This is a genomic window from Rudaea sp. (assembly GCF_036560865.1).
Lineage (GTDB): Bacteria > Pseudomonadota > Gammaproteobacteria > Xanthomonadales > Rhodanobacteraceae > Rudaea.
This window is the reverse complement of record NZ_DATBQK010000005.1, coordinates 15,339-34,512: the sequence shown is the minus strand read 5'-3', so window position 1 is coordinate 34,512 and position 19,174 is coordinate 15,339. Positions and strand designations below refer to the sequence as shown.

General features: G+C 61.8%; 24 protein-coding genes and 1 tRNA gene. 5 read left to right on the top strand and 20 right to left on the bottom strand.

The window, feature by feature from the left end; translation table 11 throughout:
- A partial coding sequence (locus VIE67_RS00775) for an NTP transferase domain-containing protein (protein WP_332022320.1) occupies positions 1 to 320 on the bottom strand: 320 nt, incomplete at its 3' end.
- A gap of 117 nt (positions 321 to 437) precedes the next feature.
- Here VIE67_RS00775 and VIE67_RS00770 point away from each other — a divergent pair.
- Entirely contained in the window at positions 438 to 824 is a 387-nt protein-coding gene (locus tag VIE67_RS00770) for an MAPEG family protein (protein WP_332022319.1), read from the top strand.
- A 99-nt stretch (positions 825 to 923) separates the two neighbouring features.
- On the opposite strand, the gene VIE67_RS00765 is transcribed toward VIE67_RS00770, so the two are convergent.
- From VIE67_RS00765 to VIE67_RS00725, 9 genes are all read right to left on the bottom strand, one after another.
- Positions 924 to 1,349, bottom strand: a complete 426-nt coding sequence (locus VIE67_RS00765; protein WP_332022318.1) for a F0F1 ATP synthase subunit epsilon — start codon at positions 1,347 to 1,349, stop codon at positions 924 to 926.
- A gap of 131 nt (positions 1,350 to 1,480) precedes the next feature.
- Positions 1,481 to 2,914 carry a F0F1 ATP synthase subunit beta gene (atpD, locus tag VIE67_RS00760; protein ID WP_332022317.1) on the bottom strand — a complete coding sequence of 478 codons (1,434 nt, stop codon included), beginning with the start codon at positions 2,912 to 2,914 and terminating at the stop codon, positions 1,481 to 1,483.
- A gap of 169 nt (positions 2,915 to 3,083) precedes the next feature.
- Positions 3,084 to 3,947: a F0F1 ATP synthase subunit gamma gene (gene atpG / locus VIE67_RS00755; RefSeq protein WP_332022316.1), complete on the bottom strand. Its 864-nt coding sequence runs from the start codon at positions 3,945 to 3,947 to the stop codon at positions 3,084 to 3,086.
- Between the two features lie 82 nt (positions 3,948 to 4,029).
- Entirely contained in the window at positions 4,030 to 5,577 is a 1,548-nt protein-coding gene (gene atpA / locus VIE67_RS00750) for a F0F1 ATP synthase subunit alpha (protein ID WP_332022315.1), read from the bottom strand.
- A gap of 210 nt (positions 5,578 to 5,787) precedes the next feature.
- Positions 5,788 to 6,321 carry a F0F1 ATP synthase subunit delta gene (locus VIE67_RS00745; RefSeq protein ID WP_332022314.1) on the bottom strand — a complete coding sequence of 178 codons (534 nt, stop codon included), beginning with the start codon at positions 6,319 to 6,321 and terminating at the stop codon, positions 5,788 to 5,790.
- A 3-nt stretch (positions 6,322 to 6,324) separates the two neighbouring features.
- A complete protein-coding gene (locus VIE67_RS00740; protein WP_332022313.1) occupies positions 6,325 to 6,795 on the bottom strand; it encodes a F0F1 ATP synthase subunit B in 471 nt (156 codons plus the stop codon).
- A gap of 36 nt (positions 6,796 to 6,831) precedes the next feature.
- A complete protein-coding gene (gene atpE, locus VIE67_RS00735; protein ID WP_332022312.1) occupies positions 6,832 to 7,119 on the bottom strand; it encodes a F0F1 ATP synthase subunit C in 288 nt (95 codons plus the stop codon).
- A 55-nt stretch (positions 7,120 to 7,174) separates the two neighbouring features.
- Positions 7,175 to 8,014 (bottom strand): F0F1 ATP synthase subunit A, encoded by an 840-nt coding sequence (gene atpB, locus VIE67_RS00730; protein WP_332022311.1) that lies wholly within the window; start codon positions 8,012 to 8,014, stop codon positions 7,175 to 7,177.
- Between the two features lie 28 nt (positions 8,015 to 8,042).
- On the bottom strand, positions 8,043 to 8,423 hold the full coding sequence (locus VIE67_RS00725) for an ATP synthase subunit I (RefSeq protein ID WP_332022310.1): 381 nt from the start codon (positions 8,421 to 8,423) through the stop codon (positions 8,043 to 8,045).
- A 452-nt stretch (positions 8,424 to 8,875) separates the two neighbouring features.
- Here VIE67_RS00725 and VIE67_RS00720 point away from each other — a divergent pair, with 452 nt between their 5' ends.
- Genes VIE67_RS00720 through VIE67_RS00710 form a run of 3 tightly spaced genes read left to right on the top strand, consistent with a single transcriptional unit; the run spans position 8,876 to position 11,326 of the window.
- Positions 8,876 to 9,727 carry a cyclic nucleotide-binding domain-containing protein gene (locus VIE67_RS00720; protein ID WP_332022309.1) on the top strand — a complete coding sequence of 284 codons (852 nt, stop codon included), beginning with the start codon at positions 8,876 to 8,878 and terminating at the stop codon, positions 9,725 to 9,727.
- Between the two features lie 15 nt (positions 9,728 to 9,742).
- Positions 9,743 to 10,714: an FHA domain-containing protein gene (locus VIE67_RS00715; protein ID WP_332022308.1), complete on the top strand. Its 972-nt coding sequence runs from the start codon at positions 9,743 to 9,745 to the stop codon at positions 10,712 to 10,714.
- A gap of 3 nt (positions 10,715 to 10,717) precedes the next feature.
- A complete protein-coding gene (locus VIE67_RS00710; RefSeq protein ID WP_332022307.1) occupies positions 10,718 to 11,326 on the top strand; it encodes an STAS domain-containing protein in 609 nt (202 codons plus the stop codon).
- Positions 11,327 to 11,592: 266 nt separating this feature from the next.
- On the opposite strand, the gene VIE67_RS00705 is transcribed toward VIE67_RS00710, so the two are convergent.
- The 3 genes from VIE67_RS00705 to queD form a co-directional block, all read right to left on the bottom strand.
- On the bottom strand, positions 11,593 to 13,203 hold the full coding sequence (locus VIE67_RS00705) for a SpoIIE family protein phosphatase (RefSeq protein WP_332022306.1): 1,611 nt from the start codon (positions 13,201 to 13,203) through the stop codon (positions 11,593 to 11,595).
- A gap of 152 nt (positions 13,204 to 13,355) precedes the next feature.
- Positions 13,356 to 13,775: a phasin family protein gene (phaP, locus tag VIE67_RS00700; protein WP_332022305.1), complete on the bottom strand. Its 420-nt coding sequence runs from the start codon at positions 13,773 to 13,775 to the stop codon at positions 13,356 to 13,358.
- Positions 13,776 to 13,943: 168 nt separating this feature from the next.
- A complete protein-coding gene (gene queD / locus VIE67_RS00695; RefSeq protein ID WP_332022304.1) occupies positions 13,944 to 14,300 on the bottom strand; it encodes a 6-carboxytetrahydropterin synthase QueD in 357 nt (118 codons plus the stop codon).
- 110 nt (positions 14,301 to 14,410) lie between these two features.
- Here queD and VIE67_RS00690 point away from each other — a divergent pair.
- Positions 14,411 to 14,487: transfer RNA gene (locus VIE67_RS00690), tRNA-Arg, on the top strand.
- Positions 14,488 to 14,719: 232 nt separating this feature from the next.
- Here the strand turns inward: VIE67_RS00690 and VIE67_RS00685 are convergent.
- From VIE67_RS00685 to VIE67_RS00655, 7 genes are all read right to left on the bottom strand, one after another.
- Complete coding sequence (locus tag VIE67_RS00685) at positions 14,720 to 15,751, bottom strand: CHAT domain-containing protein (protein ID WP_332022303.1); 1,032 nt, start codon at positions 15,749 to 15,751, stop codon at positions 14,720 to 14,722.
- A gap of 5 nt (positions 15,752 to 15,756) precedes the next feature.
- On the bottom strand, positions 15,757 to 15,930 hold the full coding sequence (locus tag VIE67_RS00680) for a helix-turn-helix domain-containing protein (protein ID WP_332022302.1): 174 nt from the start codon (positions 15,928 to 15,930) through the stop codon (positions 15,757 to 15,759).
- On the bottom strand, positions 15,930 to 16,154 hold the full coding sequence (locus VIE67_RS00675; RefSeq protein WP_332022301.1) for a hypothetical protein: 225 nt from the start codon (positions 16,152 to 16,154) through the stop codon (positions 15,930 to 15,932). Before VIE67_RS00675 ends, VIE67_RS00680 begins: the two co-directional genes overlap by 1 nt.
- Positions 16,151 to 16,360, bottom strand: a complete 210-nt coding sequence (locus tag VIE67_RS00670; protein ID WP_332022300.1) for a hypothetical protein — start codon at positions 16,358 to 16,360, stop codon at positions 16,151 to 16,153. The genes VIE67_RS00675 and VIE67_RS00670 overlap by 4 nt, the downstream gene beginning before the upstream one ends.
- Before the next feature lie 4 nt (positions 16,361 to 16,364).
- Complete coding sequence (locus VIE67_RS00665) at positions 16,365 to 16,682, bottom strand: Lrp/AsnC family transcriptional regulator (protein WP_332022299.1); 318 nt, start codon at positions 16,680 to 16,682, stop codon at positions 16,365 to 16,367.
- 450 nt (positions 16,683 to 17,132) lie between these two features.
- Positions 17,133 to 18,437 carry a BamB-related PQQ repeat family beta-propellar protein gene (locus tag VIE67_RS00660; RefSeq protein WP_332022298.1) on the bottom strand — a complete coding sequence of 435 codons (1,305 nt, stop codon included), beginning with the start codon at positions 18,435 to 18,437 and terminating at the stop codon, positions 17,133 to 17,135.
- Positions 18,434 to 19,159 (bottom strand): hypothetical protein, encoded by a 726-nt coding sequence (locus VIE67_RS00655; RefSeq protein ID WP_332022297.1) that lies wholly within the window; start codon positions 19,157 to 19,159, stop codon positions 18,434 to 18,436. The genes VIE67_RS00660 and VIE67_RS00655 overlap by 4 nt, the downstream gene beginning before the upstream one ends.
- Positions 19,160 to 19,174: the final 15 nt, after the last annotated feature.

Sequence of the window (19,174 nt, the reverse complement as noted above, 5' to 3'; positions counted from 1 at the left end):
TCGCCGTAGAGCACGAGCACGCGTGCGCCATCGGGAATCGCCGGGATCGCCAGCTGCATCGCATGACCGGTGCCGCGTTGCTCGGCTTGCTGTACCCAGTTGAGATCGGCTTGTCCGGCGAAGGCCGCGCGCAATTGTTCGCCGCGATGGCCGAAGACGACGTGGATTTTTTCCGGGCGCAGCGCCCGCGCTGTGTCGAGCACATGCGCGAGCAACGGCCGTCCGGCCAGCGGCAGCAGCACTTTCGGTCGCGCCGAGCGCATGCGTTTGCCCTCGCCGGCGGCGAGGATCACGATATGCAGTGGAGTCGTTTTGCTCATGCCGCTACGATAACGCAGAGCGGAGGCCAGATTCGAGTTTTTCCCGGCCCGAACGCGGGCACTCGGCTCGCGCTCGTATTAGAGTCACAAATCCAACCAGACGGGGGAGAAATCATCATGCCAATCGTTACTGCTTTATATGCCGGGTTGCTCGGTTTGATGTCCATCGCGGTGTCGTATCCCGCCGGCAGCCTGCGCGGCAAGCTGAATATCCCGTTCGGCGACGGCGGCAACAAGGATTTGCTGATGGCCATGCGCCGCCAGGCCAATTTTGTCGAGTACGTGCCGCTGGCCTTGCTTCTGATTGCGCTGCTGGAAATGAACGGCGTATCCAAGCTGCCGATTCACGTACTCGGCGCAGGCCTGGTGATAGCGCGTGTCTGCCATGCGCTGGGACTTCGCAGCGACACGATGCAGGCCCCGGGACGCCTCGTCGGCGCGGCGGGCACGGTTCTGATCACCGTGGTTACGTCGATCTGGTTGGTCGTACGGTTTTTCGCATAAGGGTTCTGCAAATTTGCGGCGGGTTTGGGACTTCCGAAACCCGCAAACGAAAACGCCGGCGCAAGGCCGGCGTCGGATGCAGCGTGAATTTCCCGCGCTTCAGTGTTTCATATTGCGCCGCAGGCGTTCGATCGCCTGCAACTGCGCGAGCGCCTGTGCGAGTTCGGCCTGGGCTTGGGCGATTTCGACCGCATCGGTGCGATTGGCCAGCGCGCGTTCGGCCCCTTCCTTGGCGCGGTGCGCCGCGGCTTCATCGAGATCCTTGGCGCGGATCGCGGTGTCGGTCAGCACGGTGACGACTTGCGGCTGCACTTCGAGGATGCCGCCGGAGACGTAGAAGAACTGCTCGTCGCCGTTCTCCGCGATCACGCGCACCTGACCGGGCTTGAGCTTGGTGATCAGCGGCGCGTGACGCGGCATGATGCCGAGTTCGCCTTCCTCGCCGGTGGCGACGACCATCTTCGCCTCGCCGTGAAAGATCTCGGCTTCTGCGCTGACGATGTCGCAGCGGATTGTGGTGGTCATGGTGTTGCCTCGGTGTGTGATTCGCTTTTGTCGAATCGGGTAGACGGAAGACGGGTAGACGAGGAGACGGCAGAAAAGAACCGCAGCGGCGCTTTTCGTCTATTCGTCTACCCGTCTCTCCGTCTGCTCGTTCAGGCTGCTTTCTTTTCTGCCATCTTCTTGGCCTTCTCAAAGGCTTCGTCGATGCCGCCGACCATGTAGAACGCCTGCTCGGGAAGACTGTCGCATTCGCCGTCGACGATCATCTTGAAGCCGCGAATGGTTTCCTTGAGCGACACATACTTGCCCGGCGAGCCGGTGAACACTTCGGCGACGTGGAACGGCTGCGAGAAAAAGCGCTCGACCTTGCGCGCGCGCGACACGGTCGCCTTGTCTTCTTCGCTCAACTCGTCCATGCCGAGAATCGCGATGATGTCCTTGAGTTCCTTGTAGCGCTGCAATGTGGCCTGCACCTTGCGCGCGGTGTCGTAATGCTCGTTGCCGATCACGTTCGGATCGAGCTGGCGGCTGGTCGAATCGAGCGGATCGACCGCTGGATAAATACCCAGCGAAGCGATATTGCGCGAAAGCACGACGGTCGCGTCCAGATGCGCGAACGTGGTCGCCGGCGACGGATCGGTCAAGTCGTCCGCGGGCACGTAGATCGCCTGGATCGAAGTGATGGATCCTGTTTTAGTGCTCGTAATGCGTTCTTGCAGCACGCCCATTTCCTCCGCCAGCGTCGGCTGGTAGCCCACCGCCGACGGCATGCGGCCGAGCAGCGCGGACACTTCAGTGCCGGCCAGTGTGTAGCGGTAGATATTGTCGACGAAGAACAGCACGTCGCGGCCCTTGCCGGTCTCGTCCTTCTCATCGCGGAAATATTCGGCCATGGTCAGGCCGGTCAGCGCGACGCGCAGGCGGTTGCCCGGCGGCTCGTTCATCTGACCGTAGACCATCGCCACTTTCGACTCGGTGATGTTGTCGAGCTTGATCACGCCCGCTTCGATCATCTCGTGATAGAAGTCGTTGCCTTCGCGCGTGCGCTCGCCGACGCCGGCGAACACCGACAGGCCCGAGTGCTGGGTCGCGATGTTGTTGATCAACTCGAGCATGTTCACGGTCTTGCCCACGCCCGCGCCGCCAAACAGGCCGACCTTGCCGCCCTTGGCGAACGGACACACCAGATCGATGACCTTGATGCCGGTTTCGAGCAATTCGTTGGCCGCCGCCTGCTCATCGTATTTCGGCGCCGCGCGATGGATCACCCAATAATCCTTGACCGCGATCGGGCCGGCCTCGTCGATCGGCCGGCCGAGCACGTCCATGATGCGGCCCAGCGTGCCGATGCCGACCGGCACCTTGATGCCTTCGCCGGTGTTGGTCGCGACGAGGTTGCGCTTCAGTCCGTCGGTCGAGCCGAGCGCGATCGTGCGCACGACGCCATCGCCAAGCTGCTGCTGCACTTCGAGCGTGATCTCGGTGCCGTCGACTTTCAGCGCGTCGTATACTTTTGGCACCTGATCGCGCGGAAATTCGACGTCGACCACCGCGCCGATGATTTGAACTACTTTGCCTTGATTCATTGGAGTAACTCCACAGTTCTGTTGTCTCATCGTTCCCGCACCGCGGGAATCCTTCATTGTTTGGGAAGACGGGCAGACGAGGAGACGGGTAGACGGAAAAGCGCCGAGTCGATGCGACCTGCCTTTCCGTCTTTCGTCTATCCGTCTCCTCGTCTACCCGTCTATCGATTCACACCGCCGCCGCGCCGCCCACGATCTCGCTGATTTCCTGCGTGATCGCGGCCTGACGCGCCTTGTTGTAGATCAGGGTCAGCGAATCGATCGCCTTGCTCGCGTTGTCGCTCGCGGATTTCATCGCGACCATGCGCGCGGCGTGTTCGCTGGCAAGATTCTCCAACGTCGCCTGATACACCAGCGACTCGATATAGCGCGTGAGCACGTGATCGAGCACCGCTTCAGCGCTCGGTTCGTAGATGTAGTCCCAGTCGTGCGCAGTGGCGAGCGAATCCGATGGCGGCAGCGGCAACAGCTGGTCGAGCGTGGCCTTCTGCGTCATCGTGTTGACGAAATCGTTGTAGGCGAGGAACAGACGATCGATGCGGCGCGCGCCGTAGGCGTCGAGCATCACCTTGTTCACGCCGATCAGGTGCTCGACGCTGGGTTTTTCGCCTAGGTGCGTGGCGCTGCCGACCAGATTGACCTTCAGGCGTTTGAAAAACGCGTTGGCCTTGGCGCCGATCGCGACAATATCCACTTCGACGTTTTTTTCCTGCCAGCCGCGGATTTCGCCAAGCAGACGGCGGAACAGGTTGGAATTCAGGCCGCCGCACAGACCGCGGTCGGTGGAGACGACGATATAGCCGACGCGCCTGATTTCCGCGCGCTCGCCGAGAAACGGATGCTTGTACTCGGAATGGGCCTTGGCGATGTGACCGATCATCTGGCGCATCGCGCGCGCATACGGGCGCGACGACTTCATCAGTTCCTGCGCCTTGCGGATTTTCGAGGCCGAAACCATTTCCAGCGCACGCGTAACCTTGCGCGTGTTCTGCACACTCTTGATCTTGGTCTTGATTTCTCTGCCGCTGGCCATGCTTTTCTCTTCTTCGTAGGCTGGGCTGAAAAGCCCAGCTTGCGGATTCGTTCAATGCTGGGCTTCGCAGCCCAGCCTACGCTCACCAGCTACCCGTCTTCTTGAATTCCTCGATGCCTTTCTTCAACGTCGCTTCGATCGCGTCGTTCCAGTCGGCCTTGTCGTTCGCGGCCTTTACCCAGTCGCCGTAGTTGTTGGCAAAATGCGCATGCAGGCCGTGCTCGAACGGCAGGATTTGTGCGACCGGCAGATCGTCCAGGTGACCTTTTTCCGCGGCGTACAGCGAGACCGCGAGCTGGGCGATCGACAGCGGCGCGTATTGCTTCTGCTTCATCAGCTCGGTGACGCGCTGACCGCGTTCGAGCTGGGCGCGGGTTGCGGCGTCGAGGTCGGAGGCGAACTGCGCAAACGCGGCGAGTTCGCGGTACTGCGCGAGCGCGAGCTTCACGCCGCCGGACAATTTCTTGATGATCTTGGTTTGCGCCGCGCCGCCGACGCGCGACACCGAGATGCCCGCGTTCACGGCAGGGCGGATGCCGGCGTTGAACAAATCGGTTTCGAGGAAGATCTGGCCGTCGGTGATCGAGATCACGTTGGTCGGCACGAACGCCGAGACGTCGCCGGCCTGGGTCTCGATGATCGGCAGCGCGGTCAGCGAGCCGGTCTTGCCCTTGACCGCGCCGTTGGTGACTTTCTCGACCCAGGCTTCGCTCACGCGCGAGGCGCGTTCGAGCAGGCGCGAGTGAAGATAGAACACATCGCCCGGATAGGCTTCACGGCCCGGCGGGCGGCGCAGCAACAGCGAAATCTGGCGATACGCCCAAGCCTGCTTGGTCAGATCGTCGTAGATGATCAGCGCGTCTTCGCCGATGTCGCGGAAGAACTCGCCCATCGCGCAACCCGAATACGGCGCGATGTACTGCATCGCCGCCGAATCCGACGCTGATGCGGCGACGATGATCGTGTGCGCGAGCGCGTCGTTTTCTTCGAGCTTGCGTACCACGTTGGCGATCGAGCTCTGCTTCTGGCCGATGGCGACGTAGACGCACTTGATGCCGCTGTCGCGTTGGTTGATGATCGCGTCGATCGCCAATGCGGTCTTGCCGGTCTGGCGGTCGCCGATGATCAGCTCGCGCTGGCCGCGGCCGATCGGAATCATCGCGTCGACCGATTTGTATCCGGTCTGCACCGGCTGCGACACCGACTTGCGCCAGATCACGCCCGGCGCGACCTTTTCGATCGGCGAGGTCTGCGTGGTTTTCAGCGCGCCCTTGCCGTCGATCGGATTGCCCAGTGCATCGACCACGCGGCCGAGCATTTCGCGGCCGACCGGCACTTCGAGAATGCGCCCGGTGGTCTTGACCGTGTCGCCTTCGCGCAGATGCTGATACTCGCCGAGCACCACCGCACCGACCGAGTCGCGCTCGAGGTTCAGCGCCAGCGCCACGGCGTTGCCGGGCAGCTCGATCATTTCGCCCGACATCGCGTCGGCGAGGCCATGAATGCGCACGATGCCGTCAGACACCGAAACGATCGTGCCCTCGTTGCGCGCTTCCGCGTCGAGTTTGACCTTTTCGATACGGTTCTTGATCAGCTCGCTGATTTCAGAAGGGTTGAGTGTGGTTGCCATTTCTTTGGTTCCTTTGTCGGGCGCGAATGTGGGAATCGCACTCGGGTTCAATTGAATTCTATAGTTTGGGAAGACGACGCGCGCTGCGCGAGCTGAAACGGGGAAACGACGCTCACTTACGTTCGCTCAGACGGGGAATCGGAAAAGCGCAAAACCCCGCCTTCGACTCACCGTCTTTTCGTTTCTTCGTCTATCCGTCTATCCGTTTCCTCACTGCGTCAACGCCGTCTCTAGCCGCGCAAGACGTCCGCGTACCGAGCCGTCGATCACCACGTCGCCGGCGTCGATCACCGCGCCGCCGATCACCGACGGATCGATGTGCTGCTCCAGTTCGATGTCGCGGCCGAAACGTTTCTTCAGCGCGAACTTGATTGCGTCGGTCTGCGCTGCGGGCACTTCGACCGCCGAGCGCACGGTCACCTTGAGCACATGCTCGGCCTCGCGCTTGAATTCCTCGAATAGTGCGGCGACGTCCGGCAGCAGGGCGATGCGGTGATTCTCGACCAGCAGATTGAGGAAACCGGCGAAGGCCGAATCCGCGCTGTCGTACGGCGGCAGCAGCAGGCCAGCCAATTCAGCATTGCCCAGACGCGGATCGCCGATCAGCGCGCGCACGCGTGCGTCGCTGACCGCCTGCGCGGCAAAATTCAGCTGCTGCGACCACGCGCCGAGCGCATTGCCGGCGCGCGCCGATTCGAACGCGGCGCGCGCATAGGGACGAGCCAGGGTCAGGGTTTCGCTCATCGCCTAGATCTCGGTTACCAGCTGGTCGAGCAGGGCCTTGTGCGCTTCCGGATTGATCTCGCGCTGGATGATCCTCGAAGCGCCTTGCACCGCGAGCGCGGCGACCTGGCCACGCAGCGATTCGCGCGCCTTGCCGACGAGGCCGTCGATCTCGGTCTGCGCGACGGCCTTTTGCCGCGACGCCTCGCCGAGCGCATCGGTCTTGGCCTTGTCCAGAATCTGGTTGGCCTGCTGCTGCGCCTTGTCGATGATTTCGCTGGCCTGCACGCGCGCCTTCTTGATCTCGTCGGCCACGCGCGCGTCGGCGTCCTTCAATTCGGCCTTGGCGCGATCGGCGGCGCTCAGACCTTCGGCGATGCGTTGCGCACGGTCGTCCATCGCCTTGCTCAGCGGCGGCCAGATAAATTTCATCGTGAACCAGATCAGGATCCCGAAGGTCAGGATCTGGGCGATGAGTGTTGCATTGATGCTCACGGGCTAACCCTCGTCAAGCGATTGGGACGTTGCGCGTCAGTGCGCCAGCGCGGACGCGGCAACCTTGGCGGCGAACGGATCGACGAAGGTCAGGTACAGCGCGATACCCACGCCGATGATCGGAATCGCATCGATCAGTCCGACCAGCAGGAACATCTTGCCCTGCAGCATCGGCACGAGTTCCGGCTGGCGCGAGGCGCCTTCGAGAAACTTGCCGCCCATCAGGCCCATGCCGATGGCGGCGCCGATGCCGCCGAGGCCGAGCATCAGGCCGGCCGCGATTGCGGTCATGCCTTCAACAGAAGCGAGTGCGCTGATATCCATTGTTGTCTCCGTGTAGCTTTGCGGGTGAGTGAAATGAAAAGTGTTCGGTGATGCGTCAGTGATGATCCGCTGCCATCGCCATGTAGACGACGGTCAGCACCATGAAAATGTAAGCCTGCAGCGAAATGATCAGAACGTGAAAAATCGTCCAGCCGGTGGCGAGGAGGATCTGCACGAGAAAGCCCAGATTGCTGCCAAGGCTGGTGAACGAATAATTGAGGGTGAAGCAGGCGAGCAGGATGAAGATGATCTCGCCCGCGTACATGTTGCCGAACAGTCGCAAGCCGAGGCTGACCGGCTTGGCCAGTTCTTCCACGCTTTTGAGAATGAAGTTGACCGGCATCATCCACTTGCCGAACGGGTGGAACAGGAATTCCGCGCCGACGCCTTTGACGCCTTTGGCGACGAAGCTGTAGCCGAACGCGATCAGAAATACGGTCAGCGACATGCCCAGTGCAATGTTCGGATCAGCCGAAGGCACCACGCGCAGATGCTCCACACCCGCGCCGCCGGCAAGCTTGGGCAGCAGGTCGATCGGCAGCAGGTCCATGAAGTTCATGAAGAACACCCAGAAGCCGACCAACAACGCCATCGGCGCGACGAAGCGCGCACCGTGGTGGTAGGTGTCCTTTACCTGACTGTCGACGAACTCGATACACAGTTCGATGAAATTCTGCCACTTGCCGGGTACGCCGCTGCTCGCCTTGCGCGCGGCGCCGCGGAACATGAGGATGAAGATGAAGGCCAGCCCCAGCGAGAACAGTACCGAATCGAGGTTGAGTACCCAGAATCCAGTGGCGCCTTCGACGATTTTCCACGTCTGCAGATCCAACTGCAGATAAGTCAGATGGTGCAGGATGTAACTGCTGACATCGTGAGTGGCTTCACTGGCCATGTGTCGGATAACCCATTCCTGAAACTGCCTAATCGTTCACCGCTACCGCCAGCATCAACCAGTTCACGGCCAGACAAGCCATGCTGGTGAGGATAAGCGGTGCGAAATGCTTGCCGAACAGCAGCGCTCCGACCAGAAACAAAAGCGCCGTCAACAACAGTTTTCCCAACTCCGCCCGGTAAAACGTGCCGAGTATTTCCGCTGCCTGCGATCCACCGCGGCGCAGGTATATCTTCGCCGCAAAGTATGCCGTCGGCACAATGACGACGATTCCCCCGAACAGCGCCGCGAGCGACGCCGCCTTGTCCGCCACAACCCAGGCGACAAGAGTCGCGAGTGCCGTCGTTATTGCCTGGCCGGCGCACAGGGCCCATGCCAGCGATGCATCGTTTGCCTGCACCCGAATCATGTTTCACCAAGCTTGCCCGGCCGGGCCGAAACGACAACGACGCGAACGCAGAAGCCGCTGGCAGCCAACGACCACAGATGACGTTCGAGAAACCACTCCGGAATCGGCTCTGGGACGGTGACACAATCCAGCATTGGCCGGTCAGCAAAGCGCGCAGAGTATAGCAATCGGCTGTTTGCGCCCGCAAGACAAACCGCCCGCCTGGACGGCCGTACCCGGGTGGGCATTGTGTCGCAGGCAGGGCGCAGCAAAGGAGCCGCCAGGTTCGCATCCGCGCCGTGCGCAGATTCGCCGCCGAGGCGTCGCAAAACGGGCTCGCCGGACAGCTGCGCGCGAGCATTCGATTTCGCCGCTGGCCCCCCGCATTCTCAAGACTGTTGCCTGTGGCATCGGCGCGTCGGCATAATCGCGCGATTGCGGCAGCGTCACGTTGCCCCGGGGGTGGTCGCTCAATGAGCAGTATCAAGGACCCATTCGTCGAGATCGGAGCGGGCAAGACCGTGTTTCGTGAAGGCGACGCCGGCGCGGAGATGTACATCATCGAATCCGGCCAGGTCGAGCTGCAGAGCAAGGCGCGCGCTGGGCGTCTGTCCGTCGTATTAGGTCCCGGCGATTTTTTCGGCGCGGATTTCCTGCTCGACGGCAAGGCGCGCTCGGGTACCGCAACCGTCAGGGAAAACGCGCGCCTGTTGTGCCTGACGCGCAGCGGCCTTGCCGAGGTGATTGCGCAGAATCCCGAGATCGCGCTCGGTTTGCTGCGCCGCCAGATCGAACTGCAGGTCGAGAACGAGCGCCACGAGAAGGTACTGCGGGCGCAATTGACGAGCACGGTGCCGGAGGGAACCGCAGCCGTGGCGCGGCCGGCCGAGGCCGCCCGCAGCGTACCGCCTGCGCCACCGGCGCCAGCTGTTGCACCACCGCCGCCACCTGAGCCGGCACCCGCACCGGCGCAGCCACCTGCCGCCGCCGCGCCGGCATCCGGTTACGCGCTGCGCCACATCCTGAGCGGGGAGGCAATAGCACTGGATCCGGCGCTCAGCGAATTTCTTGTCGGCCGGCCCGATCCGGCAACTGGTTCACAGCCCGAGATCGATCTGGGCCCGTATGATCAGAATCGCAACCTGAGTCGACGCCACGCCAGAATCCTGCATCGCGACGGCGTATATTGCGTGCGCGAAGACAGCGGTACGACCAACGGCACCTATGTCAATGGCGAACGCCTGCAGACCGGCGTCGAGGTGGCGCTCAAGCCGGGCGACAAGCTGCGCTTCGGCAGCATCGAAGTCGAATTCGTTTCTCTCTAATCGCAGGGGATCGTTATGGCAGAGCAGGAAAACCCGTGGCAGCAGGCGCTGGCCGCGATCGATCTCACTTCAATCGATGCGCTGAAGACGCTCAAGCGCGACCAGGACGTGCTCGAGCAGCGTCTGACCGCGATGGACCAGCTGAAAAAAGACGTCGCCGATGCGGTGTATCAGCGCGTACGCGGCGACTACGAGAAACGCGAGCATGCACTGGAGGAGCAATCCACGCCGCTCAAGCAGGCCGCGCGTGCGCAGTACGCGAAATTGCGCGGCCTGTCCGACCGCTTCGAGGCCGATCACGAAGCGATCCGTCTGGATCAGCAGGAGCTCGAGCTGCGGCACAAGCTCGGTGAGTTCGACGATGCCGAATTCGGCCGCCGGCTTGCGTCGATCGAGGGCGCGGTCAAGGACAAGACCGAAGCGCGCGAGCAGGCGCTGGGATTGAAAGCGCGTTTTCTCGAAGCGTTCCACAGCGAAGCCGAACTCACCCAGGATGCGCCTGCCGCGAGCGTGCCGGTGCCGGCTGCGGCCGCCGAGCCCACCGACCGGTTCGCAACGCTGACCGGCGTCGATATGGCCGAAATGAAAACCAACGAAGTTAAAGCCATACATAGCGGGCCACCGAACAAGACCCAAGTCATGACGGCGATCCCAGACTCCGTGGTAGGCCCTGCCGGCGGCTCCACCCAGGTATTTCGGGCAGCGCGGCTGGTGCCGCAGAACCCCGAGGCCGGCAAGCAGAGTTTCGCGCTCGCGCTCAAGCCCACCAGTATGGGCGCGGATGCGGCCAACGATATCCGCATCGGCGGGCCGGGCGTCGACTCCAAGCATGCGCAAATCGCGGTGAACATGGGCGGCTTCACCATTGTCGATCTGAGCAGCAAACACGGCACGCGCGTGAATGGCGAGAAAGTGCGCGAGCGCCAGTTGCGCCACGAAGACGTGATCCAGGTCGGCGCGGCGCGTTTCGTGTTTCGCGAAGGCTGAAGCATGGGGCTCGATATCGCGCAGGAGCAGGAGGGCGCGGCACGCGTACTCGCGCTGCGCGGGCGTCTGGATACCGACACCGCGGCGGACATGGAACTGGCCTTGCAGGATCTGCTTGCCGCGGGCGAGCACGATTTTCTGATCGATCTGAGTGGCGTCATCTACGTGAGCAGTGCCGGCTTGCGCGTGTTGCTCGCGCTGGCCAAGCGGCTTGATGGCGGCAAGGGCAGCCTGCGTCTGTGCGGGCTGAACGCCTCGGTGATGCAGGTGTTCGAGGTCGCCGGCTTCAGCAAGCTGTTCGCGATTTTCAAGGATCGCGCGACCGCCCTGGCCGGTATGGCAAAGGCCGCGCCGGCAGCACAGTCGCCAAGCCTCGCACAACAGGTCGCGCGCTTGTTGCACATCGGCGATTACACCTCGCCCGCATCGCCCCAGGCGCTCGAGCTGGCGCGCGCAGCCGCGCAATTGCTCGGCGTGAAGCCAATACCGATGCCAGTGCCTGCCACGGCGCCGCATTCGGCCTTGCCAACCTTTGCCGCGGATGTCAGGCCGCCGCGGCCGCAAGCACGGGGCCTGTTCGCCAGATTGCGCGGCCTGTTCGGAAGAAACTGAAGAGTTGCCGTCGCTTCCCTTGCGTAGCGGGGGAAGCTGCCCGCAGGGCTGATGGGGGCGCTTTAGTCATGCCCGATCAAGAGCATGAGCGCCCCCTTCCGCCTTCGGCACCTTCCCCCGCTGCGCAGGGGAAGGAAAGCCGCTGCGCAGGGGAAGGAAAAGCGATCTCCGCGCCAGCCAAAGTGCAGGGGTATTTCAAACTTCAGTTGGCCGCATCAATAGGCATGGCTGCTCCGCGATCCTTGCGCTCACGATGGGCGCAAGAGTTACTTGTCGCGACTCAAGGTAATCAAGGTGAGGTCGTCGCTCTGCGGTTCGCCCACGGCGAAGCGTGCGACTTCGGCCAGCAGGGAGTCGAGTGCGTCCTGCGCGTCGCGGCATTTCTTCAAGGTTTCCACAATGCGCTCTTTTCCAAAAAGTTCCATTTTATCATTGTGTGCTTCGTCGAGGCCGTCGGTGTAGAACAGCACGCAGGCGCCCGCGGTCATGATCACGCGATGCGCGCGGAATTCGGTATCCGGCATCGCGCCGAGCGGCAGCGCGCCGGGCGCGGCCGGTTCGCTTACCGTGCCATCCGTCGCGCGCAGCAGCGGCGATGGATGGCCGGCGCTGGCGAACTCCAGTGTGCCGGGCTCCGGTTCGAGCGCCGCCGCGAGCATGGTCACGAACATGCCCGGCTCGAGTTCCTGGTAGAGCCTCTTGTTCAATCCCGACAGCAGTTCCGCGGGACCGGCCATGTGCCGCGCGAGCGCGCGCACCTGCACGCTGAGCCGCGCCATGTACAGGGCGCCCGAGACCGACTTGCCCGACACGTCGGCAATCACCCAACCCTGGCGGCCGTCGCGATACTGGAAAAAATCGAAATAGTCGCCGCCGATCACACGCGCCGCGGCGTAGCTCTCGGCAATGCGATAACCGTTGATCGGTGGCGTCGATTGCGGCAGGAAGCGCTGCTGGATGCGGCGCGCGAGCGCCAGGTCGTGGGCTTCGATCGCGCGTTCCGGCGAGCGCCCGCGCTGCGCGGCGATCAGCCACGCGAGCTGGCCGGCGACGCCGGCGAACAGTTCCTGATCGGCATTGCGCCAGGCATTGGCGGACTCGCTGTCCAGATACAAACCGCCGAGCAGGTCGCTGCCCAGATACAGCGGCAAGCCGAGCAGCGCGGCCGGCAGGTTTTCCACGCACAATCGCGACGCCAGTGCGTCGCGCGTCGTGTCGTCGACGATATAGATGCCGTCTTCCTGACGCATCGCCTCGCGCATGAAGGCTTCGGCATGGCTGAGGTCCGGCGCGCTTTTGCCGGAGCTGCGCTGGACAATCGCTGCAAGGTGATCGGTTGCCGTCGCGCTGATATAGATGGCTGCGTGGCGCGCGAGCGGAAATGCCGCGAGCAGGGCTTCCAGCGCATGGCTAAGCTGTTCGCGCAGCGATTCGTTGCGCCGCGCCAAGGCTCCCAGATCGCACAACAACCTCAACCGCCCGAGCAAATCGCGCAAGCCGCTCGCAGCGGTCGCGGCGCCGGCTGCAGGCGCGGCCGCGGGTGGCGGTTCGACGATGCGGCGCATGGAGCGCAGCGATGGATGTTCGCTGCGCGCGCTGCGGAACACCGCCTTTATTTCGCCGAATTCGATTTCGTCGCCGTCCTTGATTTGCACTGGATCGGTGATGCGTTCGCCGCGGCAGCGCGTGCCGTTGGCACTGCCCTGGTCGCTGAGCTCGAAGGCGGCGCCGATGGGGCGGATCTGCGCGTGGCGGCGCGACACAGTCGCATCGTTCAGGCGCACATCGGAAAACTGGCCGCGACCGATGACCGCGTTGGCGGAAAAACTGAACACTTGGCCGGCAAGCGCGCCGGATGTGACGATCAGGCTGGGCATCGCGCAAACATACACTGTGACGCGATTGCGCGCGACCGAAAATAAAAAGGCCGGATGGAAAACCATCCGGCCAAACAAACGCTGCGGAATACAAAGGGGAGGGAGGATTGCCGCAGCGCGATTCCGCTATTGGGAATTAGGAGTTAACGGAATTACTTGGCCTTCTTCGCGGCCGCATTCACCTGCTTGGTGAAATCGGTGGTCGCGGCGCTGACCTGCTTCTTGAAGCTGTCGTTGGCCACTTCGAAGCTGCCCTTGGCAACCTGGCTCAGCGCTTCGCTGGTCTTGACGGTGACGCCAAACACTTCCTGATTGCTGGCATACATCTTCTCGGCGCTTTCCTTGACCAGGTTGACGCCCTTCGGCCAGATTGCCTTCAGGCCGTCGAAATCGCGGATTTCAGCGGCTTCGGAGAAAAAGTCGACCGTCGCGGCAACGCGGTTTTCCACAGCCTTGAGCTGCAGATTGGTGACGCGCTCCAGACCTTCGATCGCGAGGGTGTGGGCTTTGAACGCGGCGTCGGTGAAGCTCTTGGAAAGAGCAATGGCTTGGGTATTGAAATATTCGGACATGGTGGTGGCCTCAATATAGGGTGGGTTGTTAGTGACAGCCACTATAGCGCAGGATTTGGTGCATTGCAACATAAATGTTTTTGGGCAGAATTTGCCCCCTGGATTTGCCCGCCAAGGGCCACGATTTATGCCGGTTTATGCGCAGCGTCAAGCGCTGCAAACAAGCCTTCAGCTACCCGTGTAGATGCAGCCGGCAGTGCAGGTTTCGTGCACGACGATGCGGCTCAACAAAGGCAGTCGCGGCTTCAGCGTAGCCCATATCCATTGGGCTAGGCGCTCGCTTGTTGGATTTTCGAGTCCCGCGATATCGTTCAAGTAGCGATGGTCGAGTTGATCGAAGATCGGCGCGAACGCGCTCTTCACATCGGCGAAATCCATCACCCATCCACCGACCGGATCAAGCTCGCCCGACAGGTGCACTTCGACGCGGAACGAATGCCCGTGCAAACGCGCACATTTGTGCGTCGCGGGAACGCCGGTCAGGCGGTGCGCGGCTTCGATGTGGAAGACCTTGAAGATATCCATCGGCTTCTTGGAGCGAGCGGTTTTGCCGACGCCATAATAGAGGATTATCCGCGGCGCGTCGGAAAGCCCGTCACGACGGCATGCACGGATTCATGCGAAAATATGCGAACGCGCCCGTAGCTCAGCTGGATAGAGTGGCAGCTTCCGAAGCTGTAGGTCGGGGGTTCGAATCCCTCCGGGCGCGCCAAAAAAATCCCCTCTCCCTCGCCCATCAGTCCCACGGCTGCTGCTTCGAACGCGACGCCCAACTGACCTAGGTGTCGATGCGTTTGGCGCGCCTCACCAACGTAGTCGACCTGCACCGCGCGCTCGGTGGCCAATGGAGCGACCGCAGCTGCGATTGTGCAGCCTGCGGCCGAGAACATTGGGTCAGAAGTGCCTTGAGGGCGTCCTGCCCTGAGGAAACTGTATTCTGACTTTTAGGCCAAGAAGACTTTCGCCGCGTTGACGCCATCGGCAAGAATGAGCTGAGGCGTCTTAGCTTCGTTCAGTGACACATACTTGATGGCGACAACGCCCTGAGCAAAGGCTGCTTTCAGCGACTGCCCTGCCGCGACCGCCGCGTAGAATTGAGCGGCGAACGCAGTTGCCGCCAAATCGCTGATCGAGTCTCCCATCGCGATGACCGCCCGAGCGGGCGGGAGAAAGGCCTTTTTTGCGCCGGCACTATGGCAGGAATTGAGGACAATGACCTGCGGCGGCGCGTCAACCGCAGCGACAGCGTTGGCGAGGAGCCCAAACGTAACAACTTTGCCTGAAGGACGCCTAACCTTGGCATGGTCCACGGCAATACCACCGCTGTCGCCGTGTCCAGAGAAATGGACGATGCCGGGCGCGAGGTCGTTAAGACCGTCCATGATGGATTTCAAGTCGGCCGCGGGTCGGTAATGAAGCGCAATGTTGTCGCGCAGGCGGGAACCGCGCACCGCTTCTTGAACCTGGCGCATTTCTGCATCAACCCGCAGCGGCTTCTTGCCGTTGGGGCTCGCCGTCGAGTAAAGCACGTTGAGCTGCTTCTTGCGCCGCAAGGTGCTGCGCGTAACAGTTCTCACGCCGACGACTTTAACAAACGTATTGCGTTTGGTGGGCACGCCCTTGGCGAGCGCGGGCTTGTCTGCGTATTTGACGATGTCTCTCCGGTGCGCGCGGACGTTTAGTTCTTTGCTGTAAACGTAGCGGCTCCCGTCCTCGACGGATCCGTCGTTGTCATCGCTCACGATCAGACCGCAGCGGGCGAGATAGTCGAGCTGGTTTTGCGCTTGCTGGCTGTGGCGGCCGTTGAGCCCAACTGCAGCCATCATCTGCTTTTTAGAGCGTGGTTTGGAGCCGCGGCCATAGATGGCATCGAAGAGCTTACGGCGAATCTTGTTCTTGCCGAGATGCTTGCCCAGCTGGATGCAGTTCTCCTCGTAATTGCCTGACCAGTCGACGACCGATGTTCTGGTTTTCATAGGGTCTAGACCTTCTTCGGCGAAACTTTTGGCACCATGCGGCTGATGGTCGGCTGGCTCACGCCCAAGACCTGCGCGAGCTGTGCCTGAGAGTAGCCCCGATCGAAGAACTCAATCATTTTCAGTTTGCGCAGCATCTCCAGTTCTTTGAGAATTGCACTAGCTTGATCTTCGGTCATCATCTCTCTCCGATGGAGCTGCTTTGGCGGTCCGCAATCTTGGCAATCTCCTTAGCAAACCCCTTGGGGAACATACGGCTGAGCGTGGCGTCACTGACGCCGAGCGCTGCTGCGACGTGCTTTTGCTGACAGCCGACGGCCAAGGCTTGCAGGATGAGGAGCATTTTGACGGCGCGCAATTCCTCGGCGAGCGACTCAATGGTTGTGTTTTCCATGGCGTTCATTTCCCCTTCGTCGGTTTCCGTTCTTTAGACAGGGTAACGTTCACATGATTGACCGTCGTGCCAACGATTTCGGCTATCAAAATCGGGCGTAGGCCAGCCTTGGCTAAGAATAGGATTTTGTCCTTGGAGGACTCTATCGAGGCGGTGAGAGCGGCGGCCTGCAGTTTGATGAGGATGTCGAGCTTCTGAGAGATGTCGTCGGCCATTGTGTCAGCCTGCCTTTTTTTCGGTTTTGATGAGCGCCTTGATCAACGGATAAAGGTGCAATGGCAGGTGATCGCCACCGGCGCGGATGACGACGCCAGCCTCGACCCATTTGGCTATAGACCGGCTTAGACTCCCGGGATCCAAGTTGGCCTTCTTGCTGATTTCGGTCTGGGGCGTTTCCCCGTCGCAAAGATTGTAGGCGAGAATCTGCTTGTCGCTCCCAGCGGTGGGCGCGACGATTTTGTAGAGGGCTTCGGGCGGAAACGCAGTGCGGCCCACCGTAGCCAGTATCCCTTTCAAAAGGGCTTCCGTCGTGTTCACTTGACCCTCCCTTGAATAAGTCCGTAGAGACATAGGTGCGAAATAGTCACTTTCAAGCCTCGAGTTATTCAATTTTGCAAGAAGGTAACTGTATTTTGAAGCATTAGTCATCCTAATTATATGAATGTAAAAGATAAAAACGTAAGAAAAAAAGTCGTCATTAGTCCTGTTTGTGAATGCTTAGCAAGAAACGGGGTCAGCAAAAGGGACGGAGAAAATTAAGCGGAGTGTTTCCACAAGCCGGTCGCTCTGGCGCTACGCGCCATCGATGATGAAATAGTTACCTCGGTCCCCTATGCCGGAGCGGAGTCAGAGCGGTAACTGAGGCAGAGTGCCTTTCCCGACAATGCGCCGGCGCAAGCAATGTGCTACGAGCAGCGGCGCTTTCCGCAACACCTGATCGCGCCGGACCCACAGTCCGGCGAATCGACGACGCGCGCGCGGCGCGGCTTACTCGATCGCGTAGAGATTGCCATCAGTGCTGCCGACGTAGACCACGCCATCGCCGACCAGTGGTGTCGAGAAGATCGCACCGACACCTTGCAGGCGTGTCGCCGCCACGACCGTCGCTTCGTACGACCGGGTCCGGAACAGCAGCGAGTTGTTGAGATGGCGATCGGCGGTCAGCACCCAGCCGGGGTTCTGTTTCGAGCCCTCGGTCTGGAATTCCCAGAGCACGTTGCCGCTGGTTCGGTCGCGCGCCTGCAACGATCCGTTGGTGATGCCGAGCAGCACGATGTCGCCGGCGACTACCGGCGAGGAGAAGATGAATGACTTGTCCACCTGCTGCAGCACTGGCTTGCCGGTCAGTGCGTCGACTACCTGGTACAGGCTCGAATCGGATGTGGCGAAATATACGTTCCCGTTGACCACCGCCGGCGAGGAGATGACCCAGCTGCCATTGTTGTTGACGTGCCATTTCTCCTTGCCGGTCGCGGCGTCGATCGCGTACAGGTTCGAATCGCGGCAGCCGGTGTAGACGATACCGTCGGCAATCGCTGGCGAGGATTGGAAGCCGACCTGATTGTGGACCAGCGCATCCTCGCCGCCGTGGAAGCGCCACTTCTCTTTTCCGCTTGCGGCATCGATCGCATAGAAGTAGCTGTCCCAGCTGCCGGCGTAGACGACGCCGTCGGCAAGCGCCGGCGAGGCGTGCACGACATCGCCGGTCGCGAATTTCCAGCGTAGCTCTCCGGAAACGGCGTCGAGCGCATAGATGTTGTGATCGCCACTGCCGAAGAAGACGCTGCCGCCGGCGACCACCGGGCTCGATCCGTAGACGTCGTAGCTGTCGGGGATCATCTGGGCCTTCGGCTGCAGGCCATGGATGCCCGGCGCTTCGAAGTGGCGTTCGCCGGCGGTTGCGAATTTCCATTTGGTCGCACCGGTCTTGGCATTGAGCGCGTAGAACTTGCCGTCGCCGCTGCCGACGTAGAGCAGGCCGTTGGCGATCGCGGGCGTTGCTGCGACCGGGCCACCGGTCTGGTGCGCCCACAGCTGGCGACCGGTGCCCGCATCGACGGCGTAGATGTTGCCATCATCGCTGCCGAACCAGACCACTCCATCCTGCATGACCGGCGAGGATACGATGCGCGCGCCGGTCGGGAACTGCCATTTGACGCGATGGAATGCGTGCGGAGCCTTGCCGGTCGATACGCCGGAATGCGCGGCGTCGCCGCGGAACATCGGTGCCGCCGCAGCGGACGTGGCGCAGGCAACGGCGAGAGTCAGCGAAGCAATCATCGAGACGTTCATTGGCCGCTCCCGTTCGGACGATGCAGCACCAGTGGCAATTCGATCGGCCCTTGCTCGTAGGTTCCGGCCAACTCGCTGCTGCCGGGCCGCAGGCGCCCTTCGAAGTTGATGCCGATCTCGTGCGATTCGATGCGCACGATGCCCTCGCTCTGGTTGACGAAGTCCACCGGCAGATCGTTGTGCTTCTTGCCGACGATGACGAATTCGACACTGGCCGGCGCGCCTTCGTGATTGGTGAACGTGACCGTCACGTGGCGCGGATAGCCCATCAATTCGTACTCGCCGACCCACTGGCCCTCCAGCTCCTTCGCCACCGCGGTGCTTCGCGGCGGCAGGTCGACCTGTGCCGGGCCGATGCGCTTGAGTGTGAAGGGCGCGCTGTTGCCGGCCTGGGTGAACCTGCCGTGCATCGTGGCGTCGGAATCCAGCTGCGCCTCGAATTTCGCCGGCTCCGCCTTCGCCTCGACGAGTGCGCCCTTGATCGCGAATGCAACAGCAGCGTCGTGCGCGGCGATGTCCATCAGCGGCTGGCCCTTCATCGCCAGTTCGGGAATAATGATCGATCCGACCCAGTTGCCGGACGCATCGCGGTCGAGGTCGACCGTCAGCTGCAGCGGCAATCCCGGAATCTGCGCGCTGCCCTGCCAGCGCCCGGCGATGTCAGCGGCGTGACCGGACAGCGCAAGCGCAAGGCCGCTCGCGAGTACGACGATTCTGCGCATGACATGCACCTCATC

Excerpts from the sequence above, each read along its gene's own strand:
- queD (WP_332022304.1), bottom strand. The coding sequence starts at position 14,300 with ATGGATATCTTCAAGGTCTTCCACATCGAAGCCGCGCACCGCCTGACC.
- VIE67_RS00720 (WP_332022309.1), top strand. The coding sequence starts at position 8,876 with ATGAGCAGTATCAAGGACCCATTCGTCGAGATCGGAGCGGGCAAGACC.
- VIE67_RS00655 (WP_332022297.1), bottom strand. The coding sequence starts at position 19,159 with ATGCGCAGAATCGTCGTACTCGCGAGCGGCCTTGCGCTTGCGCTGTCC.
- VIE67_RS00705 (WP_332022306.1), bottom strand. The coding sequence starts at position 13,203 with ATGCCCAGCCTGATCGTCACATCCGGCGCGCTTGCCGGCCAAGTGTTC.
- VIE67_RS00765 (WP_332022318.1), bottom strand. The coding sequence starts at position 1,349 with ATGACCACCACAATCCGCTGCGACATCGTCAGCGCAGAAGCCGAGATC.
- VIE67_RS00685 (WP_332022303.1), bottom strand. The coding sequence starts at position 15,751 with ATGAAAACCAGAACATCGGTCGTCGACTGGTCAGGCAATTACGAGGAG.
- VIE67_RS00710 (WP_332022307.1), top strand. The coding sequence starts at position 10,718 with ATGGGGCTCGATATCGCGCAGGAGCAGGAGGGCGCGGCACGCGTACTC.
- VIE67_RS00770 (WP_332022319.1), top strand. The coding sequence starts at position 438 with ATGCCAATCGTTACTGCTTTATATGCCGGGTTGCTCGGTTTGATGTCC.
- phaP (WP_332022305.1), bottom strand. The coding sequence starts at position 13,775 with ATGTCCGAATATTTCAATACCCAAGCCATTGCTCTTTCCAAGAGCTTC.
- VIE67_RS00745 (WP_332022314.1), bottom strand. The coding sequence starts at position 6,321 with ATGAGCGAAACCCTGACCCTGGCTCGTCCCTATGCGCGCGCCGCGTTC.
- atpB (WP_332022311.1), bottom strand. The coding sequence starts at position 8,014 with ATGGCCAGTGAAGCCACTCACGATGTCAGCAGTTACATCCTGCACCAT.
- VIE67_RS00660 (WP_332022298.1), bottom strand. The coding sequence starts at position 18,437 with ATGAACGTCTCGATGATTGCTTCGCTGACTCTCGCCGTTGCCTGCGCC.
- atpA (WP_332022315.1), bottom strand. The coding sequence starts at position 5,577 with ATGGCAACCACACTCAACCCTTCTGAAATCAGCGAGCTGATCAAGAAC.
- VIE67_RS00725 (WP_332022310.1), bottom strand. The coding sequence starts at position 8,423 with ATGATTCGGGTGCAGGCAAACGATGCATCGCTGGCATGGGCCCTGTGC.
- VIE67_RS00715 (WP_332022308.1), top strand. The coding sequence starts at position 9,743 with ATGGCAGAGCAGGAAAACCCGTGGCAGCAGGCGCTGGCCGCGATCGAT.
- VIE67_RS00670 (WP_332022300.1), bottom strand. The coding sequence starts at position 16,360 with ATGGCCGACGACATCTCTCAGAAGCTCGACATCCTCATCAAACTGCAG.
- atpG (WP_332022316.1), bottom strand. The coding sequence starts at position 3,947 with ATGGCCAGCGGCAGAGAAATCAAGACCAAGATCAAGAGTGTGCAGAAC.
- atpD (WP_332022317.1), bottom strand. The coding sequence starts at position 2,914 with ATGAATCAAGGCAAAGTAGTTCAAATCATCGGCGCGGTGGTCGACGTC.
- atpE (WP_332022312.1), bottom strand. The coding sequence starts at position 7,119 with ATGGATATCAGCGCACTCGCTTCTGTTGAAGGCATGACCGCAATCGCG.
- VIE67_RS00675 (WP_332022301.1), bottom strand. The coding sequence starts at position 16,154 with ATGAACGCCATGGAAAACACAACCATTGAGTCGCTCGCCGAGGAATTG.
- VIE67_RS00680 (WP_332022302.1), bottom strand. The coding sequence starts at position 15,930 with ATGACCGAAGATCAAGCTAGTGCAATTCTCAAAGAACTGGAGATGCTG.